The organism is Paraburkholderia tuberum STM678, assembly GCF_902833905.1.
In the GTDB taxonomy this organism is placed as follows: Bacteria; Pseudomonadota; Gammaproteobacteria; order Burkholderiales; family Burkholderiaceae; genus Paraburkholderia; species Paraburkholderia tuberum.
Genome location: NZ_CADFGP010000062.1, coordinates 1 through 15,743, shown reverse-complemented (window position 1 = coordinate 15,743; position 15,743 = coordinate 1). Strand labels below are relative to the sequence as shown.

Annotated in this window: 12 protein-coding genes; 11 read left to right on the top strand and 1 reads right to left on the bottom strand. The window is 66.5% G+C overall.

From position 1 onward, the window contains the following. Positions 1-5: 5 nt before the first annotated feature. From HWY30_RS34065 to HWY30_RS34020, 10 genes are all read left to right on the top strand, one after another. Entirely contained in the window at positions 6-1,370 is a 1,365-nt protein-coding gene (locus tag HWY30_RS34065; protein WP_090812665.1) for an ANL family adenylate-forming protein, read from the top strand. Beyond that, positions 1,367-2,107 carry an SDR family NAD(P)-dependent oxidoreductase gene (locus HWY30_RS34060; RefSeq protein ID WP_090812664.1) on the top strand — a complete coding sequence of 247 codons (741 nt, stop codon included), beginning with the start codon at positions 1,367-1,369 and terminating at the stop codon, positions 2,105-2,107. Before HWY30_RS34065 ends, HWY30_RS34060 begins: the two co-directional genes overlap by 4 nt. Next, positions 2,101-2,463, top strand: coding sequence for an acyl carrier protein (locus HWY30_RS34055; protein WP_090812663.1), 363 nt, complete (start codon positions 2,101-2,103; stop codon positions 2,461-2,463). Before HWY30_RS34060 ends, HWY30_RS34055 begins: the two co-directional genes overlap by 7 nt. Continuing rightward, positions 2,460-8,825, top strand: a complete 6,366-nt coding sequence (locus HWY30_RS34050) for a type I polyketide synthase (RefSeq protein WP_090812662.1) — start codon at positions 2,460-2,462, stop codon at positions 8,823-8,825. The genes HWY30_RS34055 and HWY30_RS34050 overlap by 4 nt, the downstream gene beginning before the upstream one ends. A gap of 6 nt (positions 8,826-8,831) precedes the next feature. Further along, positions 8,832-9,587, top strand: coding sequence for a thioesterase II family protein (locus HWY30_RS34045; protein ID WP_143037362.1), 756 nt, complete (start codon positions 8,832-8,834; stop codon positions 9,585-9,587). Between the two features lie 34 nt (positions 9,588-9,621). Then, positions 9,622-10,056: a HepT-like ribonuclease domain-containing protein gene (locus HWY30_RS34040; RefSeq protein WP_090812660.1), complete on the top strand. Its 435-nt coding sequence runs from the start codon at positions 9,622-9,624 to the stop codon at positions 10,054-10,056. A 105-nt stretch (positions 10,057-10,161) separates the two neighbouring features. Further along, positions 10,162-11,037 carry an SDR family oxidoreductase gene (locus HWY30_RS34035; protein WP_090812659.1) on the top strand — a complete coding sequence of 292 codons (876 nt, stop codon included), beginning with the start codon at positions 10,162-10,164 and terminating at the stop codon, positions 11,035-11,037. A 63-nt stretch (positions 11,038-11,100) separates the two neighbouring features. After that, positions 11,101-12,108, top strand: a complete 1,008-nt coding sequence (locus tag HWY30_RS34030) for an acrylyl-CoA reductase family protein (protein ID WP_090812658.1) — start codon at positions 11,101-11,103, stop codon at positions 12,106-12,108. A gap of 382 nt (positions 12,109-12,490) precedes the next feature. Beyond that, entirely contained in the window at positions 12,491-12,775 is a 285-nt protein-coding gene (locus HWY30_RS34025; RefSeq protein ID WP_143037361.1) for a hypothetical protein, read from the top strand. 437 nt (positions 12,776-13,212) lie between these two features. Then, positions 13,213-13,410, top strand: a complete 198-nt coding sequence (locus tag HWY30_RS34020; RefSeq protein ID WP_176078992.1) for a hypothetical protein — start codon at positions 13,213-13,215, stop codon at positions 13,408-13,410. A gap of 65 nt (positions 13,411-13,475) precedes the next feature. Here HWY30_RS34020 and HWY30_RS34015 read toward each other — a convergent pair whose 3' ends face one another. Beyond that, entirely contained in the window at positions 13,476-14,210 is a 735-nt protein-coding gene (locus HWY30_RS34015) for a 4'-phosphopantetheinyl transferase family protein (protein ID WP_167368875.1), read from the bottom strand. Between the two features lie 726 nt (positions 14,211-14,936). Between HWY30_RS34015 and HWY30_RS34010 the strand changes: the two genes are divergently transcribed. After that, positions 14,937-15,671 (top strand): zinc-binding dehydrogenase, encoded by a 735-nt coding sequence (locus HWY30_RS34010; protein WP_341809953.1) that lies wholly within the window; start codon positions 14,937-14,939, stop codon positions 15,669-15,671. Positions 15,672-15,743 lie beyond the last annotated feature (72 nt).

Genomic DNA, 15,743 nt, shown 5'->3' with positions numbered 1-15,743 from the left:
GCGCAATGACTGCCTTTCTTCTGCAGCGAATCCGGTCGTTCGGCACGCGGGCATGCCTCGTGTCGGCCGGCGAGACCGTCACGTACGAATCGTTCGGCGAGCGGATTGACTTCTGGTGCGCGGAACTCGATCGCTGGGGCGTGCGGCGCGGCGACATCGTCGCCGTGTGCGGCGATTACGTGCCAGACGTCTGCGCGTTGCTGCTCGCGCTCGCGTTTGCTGGCGCGATCGTTGTACCGATCGCATCGGCCGGCGTGAAGCGCGACGAGTTTCTCGGGACCGCCGAAGTGGGGCTCGTCGTCACGTTCGACGGTGCGGGCCGCCCGCAGGTCGAACGTTGCGCGACGCTCGCCGACGCGCATCCGCTGATCGAGCGCCTGCGCAACGACGGCGCGGCCGGGCTGATTCTCTTCAGTTCCGGCTCGACCGGCCGCAGCAAGGCGTCGCTGCTCGACTTCGACCGGCTCGTCGCGAAGCTCGAAAAGGCGACGGGCCGCGCGTACGTGACGCTCGTCTTCCTGATGCTCGACCACATCGGCGGGATCAACACGCTGCTCAACGTGCTCGCCCAGGGCGGCACGATCGTGACGCCGGCCAGCCGGTCGCCCGACGCGGTATGCGACGCGATCGCGCGACACCGGGTGGAACTGCTGCCGACGAGCCCGACGTTCATCAACATGATGCTGATCTCCGATGCTGGCGCGCGCTACGACCTGTCGTCGCTGAAGCTGATCACGTACGGCACCGAGCCGATGCCGGAGACGACGCTCGCCGCGCTGCACGACGCACTGCCTGACGTGAAGCTGAAGCAGACGTACGGGCTGTCCGAACTCGGCATCCTGCCGACGCAGTCGAAAGACTCCGGCTCGCTGTGGATGAAGCTCGGCACCAACGGGTTCGAGCACAAGATCGTCGACGGCGTGCTGTGGGTGCGATCGGAGACGGCGATGCTCGGCTACCTGAACGCGCCGACGCCGTTCGACGACGACGGCTGGTTCAACACGCAGGACGTTGTCGAGACCGAGGGCGAGTACGTGCGCGTGCTCGGACGCCGCTCGGAGATCATCAACGTCGGCGGTGAGAAGGTCTACCCCAGCGAAGTCGAGAGCACGCTGCTCGCCGCCGGCAACGTCCGCGACGTGACGGTGGCGGGCCGGCCTAACCCGGTGACCGGGCATGTCGTCGTCGCCCGCGTGTCGCCGATCGAGCCCGAGGCGCCGGCGGCGCTTGTCGCACGACTGCGCGATTTCTGCACGAACCGCCTCGAACGTTTCAAGGTGCCGGTCCACATCGAGATCGACGAAGGCGCGCATCACAACGACCGGTTCAAGAAGGCCAGAGTGTCACGACCTACGGAGCAACCCAAATGAGCGACGCAGACGAGGTGGTCATCATCAGTGGAGGAAGCAGGGGGCTGGGGCTCGCGCTTGTGCGCGCGTTCGTCGCCGCAGGCAGGCGCGTCGCGACCTTCAGCCGGTCGCGCACGCCTGAGATCGACGATCTGATCGAGCGCGATACGCGCGGCGCGGGGTTTCACTGGCGGCAGGTGGACAGCACGGACAGCGCGGCGGTCGCGCGTTTCGTCGCGGACGTCGCCGAACGGTGGGGCGGCGTCGCCGCGCTCGTCAACAACGCGGGCGTGAGCCAGGACGGGCTTCTCGCGTTGATGCGCGAGGACGCAATCGAGCAGATGATCGCGGTCAACCTGACGGGCACGATCCTGCTTACGCAAAGCTGCGCGAAATGGATGATCCGCGCGAACCGCGGCGTGATCGTCAACATCGCGTCGGTGAACGCGATTCGCGGACATACCGGCGTCGCCGTCTACAGCGCGACGAAGGCCGCGCTCGACGGCCTCACGCGCAGCCTCACGCGCGAGCTCGGTGCGCGCAATATCCGGGTGAACTCGGTCGCGCCAGGCTACTTCGAGAGCGACATGGTGCAGCACCTAGATGAGACCGCGCGCGCGCGGATTGCCCGCCGCACGCCGCTCGGCCGGCTCGCCGACACGACCGACATCACGAACGTCGTCGAATTTCTCGTATCCGATCGCGCCTCGTTCGTCACGGGGCAGACGATCGCCGTGGATGGAGGCATCACATGCTGACCCAACACTTCGACCGTCACGAGACCGAGCGTCTCGTCCATACCGCCGTGGGCAAGGTCATGAGTCAGCACGGATTGCCGGCGCGCGAGCTGCGCGACGACGACAAGCTGAACGCGACGCTCGGCCTGAGTTCGCTCGATCTCGCGCAACTGGTGTTCGATCTCGAACTGACCTTCGGCGCTGACCCGTTCCAGTCGCTCGTGCCGATCACGTCGGTCCAGACCGTTGGGCAGCTCGTCGGCGCGTACCGGCGGCTCTTCGACGACACGGCGTTGCCGGCCGACGCACCCGACGAACTGGCCGACGCGCAGGCGGCGAGCGAACGCCGCCGCCAACGGCGGGGAGCGCGGGAATGACTGCGACGAACCCGCAGGAACGGGAAGGCGTGGCGAACGCGAGCGCGCCGGCTACGGGCTGCGGGGTCGCGATCATCGGCATCGGCTGCCGGCTGCCGGGCTCGAACGACTGGCGCGCGTACTGGCAGAACCTCGTCGACGGCGTCGAGTCGATTCGCTTCTTCGACGATGCCGAACTGCTGCGCGCGGGCGTCGATCCCGCGCAGCTCGCCGCGCCCGATTACGTGAAGGCGTCGCCTGTCATCGACGATTTCGACCGTTTCGACGCGGGTCTTTTCGAGTACTCGCCGCGCGAGGCGCGCGTGATCGACCCGCAGCACCGCGTGTTTCTCGAAGTCGCGCACGATACGCTCGAAGATGCCGGATACGCGCCCGGCAGCTATGGTGGCTCGATCAGCGTGTTCGCCGGCGCGGGCGGCGTGGTGAGCAGCTATTTCGCGTCGAACCCGGCGCTGCGCGGCACGACGGGCGGTGTCGAGCACATCGGCAACGACAAGGATTTTCTCGCGACGCGCGTGTCGTACAAGCTGAACCTGACGGGGCAGAGCGTGACCGTGCAGACGGCTTGCTCGACGTCGCTCGTCGCGATCCACCTGGCGTGCAGCAGCATTCTGAACGGCGAATGCGACATGGCGGTTGCCGGCGCGTCGACCGTGCGGGTGCCGCACATCGCCGGCTATACCGCACGCAAAGGCGACATCCTGTCGCCGGACGGGCATTGCCGCGCGTTCGACGCGAACGCGCAGGGCACGGTGTTCGGAAGCGGCGCGGGCGCGATCGTGCTCAAGCACATCGACGACGCGCTCGCGGACGGCGACCACATCTATGCGGTCATCCGCGGTACGGCGATCAACAACGACGGTGCGTCGAAGGTCAGCTATACGGCGTCGAGCGTGATCGGGCAGGCGAAGGCGATGCTCGACGCGTTCGCGTGCGCCGGGGTTTCGCCGCGCGCGGTCGGCTATGTCGAGACGCACGGCACCGGCACGGTGGTCGGCGATCCGCTCGAAATCGACGCGCTCACGAAGGCGTTCCGGCGACACACGCAGGACAGCGGCTTTTGCGCGGTCGGCTCCGTGAAGACGAACATCGGGCACCTTGAGCAGGCATCGGGCGTGGCGAGCGTGATCAAGGCGGCGCTCGCGCTCGATCGCGGGCAGATTCCGCCGAGCCTGAACTTCACGACGCCGAACCCGAAGATTCCGTTCGCGCAGACGCCGTTCTTCGTCAATACGGCGCTGTGCGACTGGCCGCGTGACGCGACGCCGCGGTTTGCGGCCGTCAACTCGCTCGGGCTCGGCGGCACGAACGCGTTTGCCGTGCTGGAAGAAGCGCCCGCGCGCGTGCCGTCGCCGGTGGCCGACGATCGACCGCTGCACGTGCTGACGCTGTCGGCCCGTTCGCAGCACGCGCTCGTCGCGCTCGCGGACCGTTGGGGCCAGTACCTGACGAGGACCGACGAGCCTGTCGCCGACATCTGCTATACCGCGAACACGGGACGCGCACCGCTGAACGTGCGGATGACCGCGATCGGCAGCAGTGCGGGCGAGCTTGCCGGGCAGCTCGCCGCGCAGTCGTCCGCCGGGTTGCAGCCTTCCGCGGAACGCGGCGGCAAGCGGCCGCTCGCGTTCCTCTTCACGGGCCAGGGGGCGCAATACGCCGGGATGGCCGCTGCGCTGTACCGCACGCAGCCGGTGTTCCGCGACGCGCTCGAACGCTGCGATGCGCTCCTGCGTCCGCAACTCGGCAAGTCGCTGCTGTCGGTGCTGTACGGCGATGCGCGGTCGAAGACGCGGATCGACCAGACCGCGTACGCGCAGCCGGCGCTCTTCGCCGTCGAATGGGCGCTCGCCGAGCTGTGGCGGTCGTGGGGCATCGTGCCGGACATGGTGCTCGGCCACAGCGTCGGCGAATACGTGGCGGCATGCGTGGCCGGCTGCTACGACCTCGAAGCGTGCATCGCGTTGATCGCCGCGCGCGGCCGGCTGATGCAGGCGCTGCCGAAGGGCGGCGCGATGGCCGCGCTCTTCGCCGACGGCGAGACCGTCGAGCGGCTGCTGGACGACAACGATCCGCAGGCGATTGGCATCGCGGCGTACAACGGGCCGGAGAACACGGTCGTGTCGGGGCAGGCTGAAGCCGTCGCCGACGCGTTCGCCCGCGCGCAGCAGGCGGGCATCGGCGGCCGCGAGCTGACGGTCTCGCACGCGTTCCATTCGCCTTTGATGGCACCCGCGGCCGCGGCGCTCGAAGCGCTCGCAAGCAGCTATGCCGCCCAAGCGCCGAAGATACCGCTCGTCGCGAACCTGACCGGCGCGATCGCGTACGGCCCGCCCACGCCTGCGTACTGGCGCGATCACGCGCTGCAGCCGGTGCACTTCATCAGCGGCGTGCGCACGCTCGCGCAGGCCGGCATCGTCGATTTCGTCGAGGTCGGTCCGGGCACGACGCTCGTGTCGCTTGCGCAGCAGATTGCCGGTGCGGGCGAAGCGGACAAGGCGGGCGGCCGGCGCTTTCTCGCGTCGATCGGCCGCGACCGCGAATGGAGCGAGCTCACGGCGACGCTTGCCGCGTTGTGGCGCAGCGGCGCGCCGGTCGACTGGCGCGCGTTCGATCAGCCGTACGCGCGCCGTCGCGTGTCCGCGCCGACCTATGCGTTCGAGCGCGAGCGCTACTGGCTGGATGCCGCGCGGAGCAGCGCCGCGGCCGGCCCCGGCGCGGACATTCCGGGCAAGCGGCTGTCGTCGCCGCTCGCCGCATGGCAGTTCGAGTCGACGTATGACCTCGACGCGATCCCGTGGCTTACTGATCACCGCATCTTCGGGATGGCGGTGCTGCCCGTGATGGCCGGCCTCGTCGCGCTCGCGGCGGTCGGGCGCGAGCGGTTCGGCGGTGCGGCCGTCGCGGTCGAGTCGCTGACGTACGACGACGCGCTCGTCATCCCCGACGACGGCGCGCGCGTCGTGCAGACCGTGCTGCAGAGCGAGGGCGGCGATGTCGACGGCGAGCTCGTCAGCCGCGGCGCAGCAGACGACGACGGATGGCGCCGCCACATCCGCGCGCGCGTGAGCGCGCTCGCGGCACCCCATATTGCGCCGGTCGCGACGCCGCTGCCCGCATCGGCGGGCGTCGCGCGGATGACGCCCGTCAAGCCCGCGCGCTACTACGAAGCGATCGCGCCGCTCGGCTTCGGCTACGGGCCGGGCTTTCGCGGCATCGTCGAGTTGTGGCAGGGCGACGACGAGGCGGTGAGCCGCGTGCAGTTGCCCGAGCACCTCGACGCGACCGCGTACCCGCTGCTGCATCCGGCGCTGCTCGATGCGTGCCTGCACATCTATCCCGCGCTCGTGCCGGATTACCGCAGCCTCGCCGGCCTCGAAGCGAAGCCCGGCGGTACGTGGCTGCCCATCTCGATCGAGCGGTTCGAGATCGACCGGGCCGGCGCGAGTCGCGTGTGGGTGCGCGCGAAGCGTCGCGACGTCGCGCAGGCGGGCGTCGTGACCGTCGACATCGAAATCTACGGCGACGACGGCGCGCCGGTCGCGCTGATCGGCGGGCTCACCGTGAAGCCGATCACTCGCACGCAGATCGCGCCGCAGGCGGCCGCGTCGCGCTACCGCGCGCTGCATCGGCTCGAGTGGGTCGAGCGTCCGGCGCTGTCGCTGCCGGACGTGTCCGACGCGGCGGCGGACGGGCCGACCGAGTGGCTAATCGTCGCTAGCGCGGCGCGCGGCATGGCCGATGCGCTTGACGCGCGGCTCCGCGCGTTCGGCCGTCGTACGTCCGTACTGCCGCTGCCGGACGGCGACGGCACGGGCGCGTTCAATGCCGCGGATACTCAGGCCACGCTAAGCGCGGCGCTTGCCGCGCGGGCCGATGCAGCGGGCCCGGCCGGCCACATCGGCGTCGTGCTCGCGCACGGGCTCGGCGAACACGTCGACGAGGCGACGACAGTGGAGAGTCTTGCCGACGCCGAACGCCGGTTCAGCGGCGGCACGCTCGCGATCGTGCGCGCGCTCGCCGCGTTTGCCGAAGCCCATGCCGATGCCGTGCCGCGCGTGTGGCTCGTTACCCGCGGCGCGCATGCGCCGGTACCACGTACGCCGGGTGCGGACCCGCTGCAGTCGTCTGTCTGGGGGATCGGCCGCGTGGCGGCGCTCGAACATTCGGAGCTGTGGGCGGGAATGGTCGACGTCGCGGGCGACGACGTCGCCGCGCTGGCCGCGGAGCTGCTTGCAGGCGACGGCGAGGACGAAGTCGCACTGCGCGGCGGGCGCCGCTATGCGTTGCGTCTCGATCGGGACGACGACGCGCCGGTGCCCGAGCGGATCGTCCCACCGTTCGATCCAGCGGCGACATATCTGATCACCGGCGGGCTCGGCGCGCTCGGACTGAAGGTCGCGGACTGGCTCGTGAGCGCGCAGGGTGTCCGCTATCTGGTGCTGACGGCGCGCCGTGCGCCCGGCGACGCGGTCGCGGCGGTCATCGAACGGTGGCGGCAGCAGGGCGCGAACGTGGTGGTCAAGCAGGCCGACGTCGCACATGCAGCCGACACGCATGCGCTTATCGAGCAGATCGGCGCGGAGTTGCCCCCGCTGAAGGGCGTGTTTCATTGCGCGGGTAATCTGGACGACGGCGTGCTCGTGCAGATGGATTGGGACAAGTTCGCGAGAACGACCGATCCGAAAGTGCTCGGCGGCTGGGGGCTGCATGCGCAAACGCGCCATCTGGCGCTCGACCATTTCGTGCTGTTCTCGTCGGTGCTGAGCGTGACGGGTGCGATGGGGCAGGTGAACTATGTGGCCGGCAACGCGTTTCTCGACGGTTTGACCGAATACCGCCGGCGCCTCGGTCTGCCGGCGCAGGCCATCAACTGGGGGCCGTGGGGCGGTTCGGGGCTCGCCACCGAATCGGGCGAGCGCGGCGAAACCATCTGGCGCGCACGCGGCACCGACTACATCGACCCGGAAGACGGGATCGCGCTGCTGCACGCGATTCTCGCGCGCGGCGTCCATCAGAGCGTCGCTACGCTCACCGAATGGCCGCAATGGGCCGCGCAGTATCCGAAGCGGCCGCCGCTACTCGAATGGCTCGTGCGCGGCGCGCCAGCGCCCGCGGCGAACGCGCTCTTCACGCGCGCGCAGGTCGAAGCGCGGCTCGCGGCCGCGCCGGAGGACGAGCGGCGTGCCGTGCTGCACGACATCGTCGGCCAGATGGTTCGCGCGGTACTCGAAATCAAGGGCGATTTCGATCCGGCACAGCCGTTGCGCGAGCTCGGCCTCGATTCGCTGATGGCGATCACGCTGCTCAACCAGCTCGATGCGGCTGTCGGGGTGCGCCTACCTGCAGCGGCCATGCTGAAGGGGCCGAGCCTCGATCAGCTCGTCGACGAACTGCTGCCGAAGGTCAAGATCGCGACCGACGCGGCGGCATCCGAACCGTCGGCGATCGCTGCGCGCGCAACGACAGCGTCGACCGCCACGGTCGCCGTCGTGCCGCGGCCGGCGTCGTCGAGCACCGCGCCTGCCGCGGGCGCGACGCAGCAGACGGTGCCGGCCGCGCAGCGCGAGCGCTGGTTGGTCGAGATCAGGTCGAATCCCGACGCGCGCTACCGGCTCATCTGCTTTCCGTTCGCGGGCGGCGGCTCGGCGATCTATCGGGCGTGGGCCGACGGCGCGGACCCGCACGCGGAGATTCTCGCCGTCGAGCCACCCGGTAGACTGTCGCGGATCAACGAGCCGCCGGTGAACCGGATCGACGCGTTCGTCGACGGACTGCTCGCCGAACTGCGCCCGCTGCTTGACCGCCCGGTAGCGTTCTTCGGCCACTGCATCGGCGGTCTCACGATGTACGAGACGGCCCGTGCGCTGATCGAGCGTGACGGCGTGACGCCGGTGCACCTGTTCGCGTCCGGCGCGAGGCCGCCGCATCGGCTCGTCGCCGACGCCGCGTTCGAGCGCAAGCTCGCCGCGGCGCTCGCCAATCTGCGCGATTTCGACATCATCGCGCCGCTCTATCGACAGACGGACGACGTGCTGGCCGAAGCGCTGCGGCACTTCCAGATCGACGCGACCGAGCAAATGCTCGCGATTCCGGAGCTGCGCGAACTGGTGCTACCCGTCGTGCGCGCGGAGTTCGAGATGGCGAGCCGCTACGTGTTCGTGCCGGCGTCGCCGTGGCCGGTGCCGATCACGAGCTTTCGGGGCAAGGACGACATTTACGTGACGCACGAGGATGCGCTCGCGTGGCGCGATTTCACGACCGACGCGTTCAATCTGTACACGCGCGACGGTGCACATTTCGGCGTCGTCGAGGACCGCGCGTTCATTCTGAACGCGATTTCGGACGCGCTTGCGGCGTGAGCGCCCGTGAACTCCGCCCCCGCGATGACAAACCCGTGGTTTCCGTCGGCGACGCCGACGGCCGCTGCGCGGATGTCGCTCTTCTGCTTTGCGCACGCGGGAGCCGGGGCGTCGACGTTTCGCGGCTGGAGTCGCGCGCTCGCGCCGGCGATCGATGTGTTCGCGGTGCAACTGCCCGGCCGGGAAAACCGGCTCGACGACGTGCCGTTCAGCAGCATGGACGAGGCCGCCGACGAGATTGCCGTGGCGATGGCGCCGTATCTCGACCGTCCGTTCGCGTTGTTCGGCCACAGCATGGGCGCGGCGATTGCGTCCGAGCTGGCGACGCGGCTCGCCGGCGCGCCAGTGCACCTGTTCGTGTCGTCGTGGCCGTTGCCGAACCTCATGCGGCCGCGGCGGCTGCCGCACCGCGCGACCGACGCGGAACTGCTCGACGCGGTGTGTCGCTACGGGGGCATGCCGGACGCGCTGCTGCGCTATCCCGAATTCGCGCAGGAAGTCGTGCGCGTGCTGCGTGCCGACATGACGTTGCTCGACACCTACCGGCCGTCCGTCGTGCGGCCCGGCTGCCCGGTCACGGTGTTCGGCGGCGCCGACGACCCGATCGTGCGGGCTGCGGACCTCGAACGCTGGCATGCGTGCGAGCGGCTGGTGGCGGTGCGCGTCTTTCCGGGCGGCCATTTCTACCTGCGCGATGCGCAGCGGGCAGTGCTCGATGCGATCGCGCGGCAACTGTCCAGCACGACCGCGGACCTGCAATGAGCGTCGCCCGACGGCGACGCAAGGAGCACCGACCATGGACGACGATCTGCTGTACCTGTGCGACATCAGGAGCCGGCTTCAACGCATCCGCGAATACACGCGGGACGGGCGCCGCGCGTTCATGAACTCGAACCTGATGCAGGACGCCGTCGTGCGCAACATCGAGATGATCGGCTACACGTGGACGTGTCTGAGCCCCGAATACCGGCTGCAGCTGCCCGATTTTCCGTGGCGGCTGATCGGCGCGCGCGTAGACTACCTGATGCATCAGCGCGATCCCGACCGGCTGAAGAAGCTCGTCTGGCTCGCAGTGCGACGTAGCGTCCCGGAGCTGGAACGCGCGATGCGACGGCATTTCCCCGATCTCAACGAGGGCGTCGTACGGCCGCGCGTGCCGCCGGAGCTGCCGGTCGTGCCGGCTCCGGGCGCGCGCGCCGATACCGGGCCGCCGGACGGGCGGGCCGCTTGACGCGACGCGTGTGGTCGCCTCGCGACAAGCGCCTACAGCAGGGCCAGGCCAGCGCTGCATGCATGCGCGAGAACGACAGCACGCCCAAGCGAAACGGAGGGACAGATGAACCTTGCCGGAAAGACCTTGCTCATGTCGGGCGGCAGCCGCGGCATCGGCCTCGCAATTGCGTTGCGCGCGGCCCGCGACGGCGCGAACGTCGCGATCGCCGCGAAGACCGCGACGCCGCACCCGCATCTGGAAGGGACGGTCTATACCGCTGCGAAGGCGATCGAGGACGCAGGCGGCCATGCGCTGCCTCTCGTCGCCGACATTCGCGACGAAGCCCGCGTGCAGGCGGTCGTCGACGAGACGGTCGCGGCGTTCGGCGGCATCGACATCGTCGTGAACAACGCGAGCGCGATTCGCCTGACGGGCACGCTCGATACGCCGCCGAAGCGCTACGACCTGATGCACGGCGTGAACGGACGCGGCACGTTCGTCTGCGTCCAGGCGTGCGTGCCGCACCTGCGCCAGTCGACGAACCCGCATGTCCTCACGCTGTCGCCGCCGCTGTCGACGGACACGCGATGGTTTCGCGACTTTCCGCCGTACATGATCGCGAAATACACGATGAGCCTCTTCACGCTCGCGTTCGCGGCTGAGTTCGCGAGCCTCGGCATCGCGGTCAATTCGCTGTGGCCGCGAACGACGATCGCGACGGCGGCCGTGCGCAACGAGATTGGCGGGGAGGACATGATCGCCGCGTCGCGCAAGCCGGAGATCGTCGCCGATGCGGCGTACGCTATCCTGACGCAGCCGGCGGCGACGTGCACTGGCAATTTTTTCATTGACGACGAGGTGCTGCTCGCCTCCGGCGTGCGCGATTTCGCGCAATACGACATGCAGCCCGGGGCGCCGCTGCAGGCGGATTTCTTCGTCGACGCGCTGCCCGGCATGCGGCCTGCGGACAGTTTCGCAAAACGCGATGCGTCGCCATGACGCCGCCAGGGCGCACAACGTCCCGCCGCGACCCGCCGCGACCCGAACCTGGGGGGAACGACCATGAGCGAATCCCGATTCAAGGCATTGATGCTGAAGAAGGCGGGCGGCAGCGTCGTGCCGTCGATCGAATGGCTGAGCGTCAACGATCTGCCCGACGACGACGTCGTCGTCGACGTCCACTATTCGAGCGTCAACTACAAGGACGCGATGGCGCTCGCCAATCGCGGCATCATCCGGACGTTTCCGGCAATACCGGGCATCGATCTCGCCGGTATCGTCAGGACGTCCGCGAGCCCGCGGTTCCGGCCCGGCGACGCCGTAGTGCTGACTGGGTGGGGGATCGGCGAGCGGCACTGGGGCGGTTTCACGCAGGTCGAGCGCGTGCAATCCGACTGGCTCGTCCCGCTGCCGGCGAGCCTCACGCTGCGGCAGGCGATGGGCGTCGGCACTGCCGGCCTCACGTCGATGCTCTGCGCGCTCGCGCTTGAGCGGCACGACGTGCGTCCCGCGAGCGGCGAGATCCTTGTGACCGGCGCGAGCGGCGGCGTCGGCAGTCTCGCGATCGTGATCCTCGCGCGGCTCGGCTACACTGTCGTCGCGATGACCGGGCGCCCCGAGCACGACAGCTATCTGAAGTCGCTCGGCGCGTCGCGCACGATCGGGCGTGACGATTACTCGGCGCCGCTGAAGCCCGGGCGCCACGGGATGGAACCGGAACTGTTCGCCGGCGTCGTCGACACGGTCGGCGGACCAGTGCTGTCGTCGGCGATCGCGCGGCTCGCGTATGGCGGCTGCGCGGCAGTCTGCGGGCTCGTGGGCGGCATCGACCTTGAAACCACCGTATTTCCCTTCCTGCTGCGTGGGATTACCGTCGCCGGCATCGACTCGGTCCGCTGCCCGACGCCGCGCCGCGTCGAGGCGTGGGAACGGCTCGCGCAATGCGTGCCGGGCCCGGCGCTCGACGGAATGATTCGCGAAGTGACCCTCGAGCAGCTCGTCGATGCCGCGGGCGAGCTGGCGAAGGGGCAGGGACACGGCAGGACGGTCGTCAATCTGCAGGCCGGTTAGTGAGCGTGTGGCGCATGGCGCCGTGGCAGCGGCACCTGCTTCGGCTGGCGATTTCCGGTGATCGCCAGCGACGCGCGGCAACCGCCACCGGCCCGCGCGCCCATGCCGGTTTTGCGGCGACCCTAGCGGGCGCACGACGTTGGTTTTTTTGCAACCTCACGCCCTTTAGCCCGGGTGTATTTCTGCCGTTTATCCCGGGATAGGGACGAGCATCGGCTCGCGCGCGACGCATCCAGGCCAACCCTCTGAAAGACGTCCTCACCCGATTGCCACAATCCATCGAGCCGACGACATCGCTCAGTTGCTGCCGCATCGCTGGACACCCGCCACTGCCTGAACGCAGGCAGCCCAATACCTCGGGTGCCTTTACCGGGTGCTTACGGTGCAACACCAGCGGCTCGCGCTGCTCGCGATGCGCGAGCTCGTTGACGAGGCCGTGCGCCAGGCGCGCGCCGTCGATCGGGACCTGGTGGTGGGCGATTGCCCGCTCATGCAGCTGCGTGTGCGTCTCGCGCGGGAGATCCTGCGCGTCGGTGGCGAGCAAGAGATCGACGACCGCCGACTCGATCGCTCGCGGAGACGCTGCGCGAGCAATTACGGCCGCGATTCGGCCGCTAAGGTGGTCGAGACCGAAGGACGCCGTCATCGGCGCCTGCGGAGTGCGTGACTGGTTGCCGCTATTCGGGCTAGGGGCGCCTATACGATGATCGTGCGACACGAAGTCGCCTGTAGAAGTTGTTCCCACTTCAATGGAGGAACCACCCGTGTCACCGGGTGCATCTAGACCCTTCTGGCAGCCATAAGCCGGATAAGTGCCAGACAGTTGGTATGGTGAACATATGTAAATATGCGTTAAAGATCGTTATAGATAACAAGGCGGAAATGGCTAATACGCTTGAACCAAAAAAGGTAATGGAGGTGGGAGCGACGTCCTCAGACTTGCGTCCTCGTGACCCATACGCCTCCCGGTCGATAGCAGGCACCTAACCCAACATACTTCTGCAAGTGGAACGTGGAAAAGCCGTACCGCTCCCTTCGGGGACAGCAGACTGCAAAGTCTGCTTATGGTGATGCGGCAATAGGAAAGCGAAAGAAGCGGGCCTGTTGCTGCTCGGGCGCGGGATCAAACTCAAGGTCATCGCCGGGCAGCTTAGCGTGAGCGGACAAAGCGTCTACAACTGGTCGCATGCGCGGCGCGACAGTGGCGTGTGCGGCCTCATCGGCGGTCATAACGGTGGTCGCCGACCGGCGTTGTCCGAAGCGATGATCGCCACGGCCCTCGAGGTGGCGCGGCCAGGTTAGCGAAATTCAAACGGATTTACCAGGAACAACTTAGTCGTAAAATGCCAAATAACGAACACGAACAGCTATTGCATGTTGACGCGTCTTGATTGCCTGGCCATGTGATACAGTGCCTCAGGATCAAGCATCTCGACCCTCCTGAAGTCAAAAGACGCATCTTCCTTACCCAACACGCAGGCCGCCACATGGTAATGCGTACCGGCCTCGCGCGTGAGGCTTGCCGATTCGTCGGCATTGGTGTCGTCCAGACGCCATGCGCCTGTCGCGTCTACCACGGAGAAACTGTTCAGGCCGCGCGAAAGTCCGTCGCCAGTTGCCTTCAGATAAGCCTCTTTCGAAGTCCACACTCCAAGGAACGTGGAGTACGGATGGACGCTATTTGCAATAGCATTCCGCTCCGAAGCACAGAAAAAACGATCCGCGATGGCCGGCCAATCCCGAGTCTGGCGTTGTGCCTCAATATCAACGCCGCATGGTCCATGTTCGGATACCCCCACCGCGACCCAGGTTCCTGAGTGACTGAGATTAAACGAAAACCGCTCGACATGCTCAGCAAGCTCCGGTTTGCCGCGGCTGTTCGCGTTAAACTGCAGAGCAGCAGGGTCGGGCAAGCCGAGATATCCGGCCGAGATTATGCGCAGAAGGCTATGTGCGAGCAGATACATATCACGGTCGCGCTGGTATCGAAATCGATTCAGACGCGCGTGCTCGTCATCGCTCAGGATATCGAACAAGACATCGACATGATTGCGCCCGACGGAGCGAGCCAAGTCTTCCGCCGTGGCGATCCAGATTATCATATCCGCATGCATATCTTTGTCAGTAGAGAAGTGAGATGTGATTCGCGGTTAGATGTATTGGCAATAAACGGGTAAATTCTAAGAACATGTTACTCGGTTATCGCTTTGATGAACGCATAGAAATGAAAGCATCGAAAAAATCGCGCACCATTTGGACTAGCTCTTTGTTCCTCAATGAGAGGGAGTAATAGTCAGTGGACATCCTCAACATAAATTACTCTGTGATCCACGGGCGGGTCAATCGAGGAGGAGGCACGGCGTCAGTCCGCTTGCCTTTGTCGTTCATCCAGCGACAGATGCACTGTCTGTCAGAAACACACGAACTCTCGCTCAAAGCGTCCTTCGTCTCAGCGATGAGGCGGATCAACATCGTGAACGCGCGCGAAGGGGCGGTACAGTAGACGAGACCGGCGTCAGTGTGACGCTTAATGCCGCGCTCGAGCGCAGTGCTGTGAAAGTCGCATGGTGCGTTCTTCGGGGGGGCGCGTTCCCGGGAGGGGCTGCGGCTACCCAATTACTCGGCGGAGTAAGGTCTGTAGTGGTCTAAATTCCTCGGACAGGTCGATAGGAGGACAATCCGGAATCGACGAGGAAAAAGAGCGGGATGACTAGAAGGCGCCGACAATTTGACACCAGCTTCAAGCTGGAAGTGGTACGGATGGTATCTCTTCGAACCGCCCGGCGTCGACGCACCGGTGAAATTCCAGCACCAGGGAAAGTGGTGAGGTGGAGATCCAGGTCGTGGCAGCGGCACTGAACTTCCGTGACGTTATGCTTGCAATGGGCCTATTGCCCGATGAAGCCGTTGAAGGCGGCGCTTTTGGACATGCTCTTGGAATGGAGTGTTCTGGACGTATCTGCACTGTCGGGGAAGGGGTGGACGAATTTGCGATCGGTGACGCAGTAGTAACGTGCGCTCCGGGCGCCCTTCGCAGCCATCTGGTTGTCGACGCGGGCTCGGTTGCGCACATGCCGCTTCACCTCAGCTTCGAAGAAGCGACCACGATTCCAATAGCGTTCACTACGGCCTACTATGCTCTCCATACATTAGGTCAATTGAAGAAGGGCGAACGGGTGCTTATTCATGCCGCTGCTGGCGGTGTCGGACTTGCGGCGATCCAGCTCGCGCAGGCAGCCGGCGCTGAAGTTTTCGCCACTGCGGGCACCCAGGTGAAACGCGATTTGCTTCGTGCATTGGGCATCCGTCACGTGGCCGATTCGCGGTCGCTTTGCTTTGCCGATGAGATCTTGGAGGAAACCGGTGGCGATGGCGTCGACATCGTGTTGAATTCACTCTCTGGCGAGTCGATTTCAAAAAGCTTCTCGGTCCTTCGGACATATGGGAGGTTTATCGAAATCGGGAAGCGAGACATTATTGAAAATAGCAAAATAGAATTGAGGCCGTTTAGGAAAAACTTATCTTACTTTGGCAACTGGTTGCGGGTTTCTCAAGGCTGCTAAATTTGCCTGAAGGCCTTTGTGGGTATGACTTTCGCCGATTTCCGCCGGATCCGCTAGAATTCCCGATCTTTG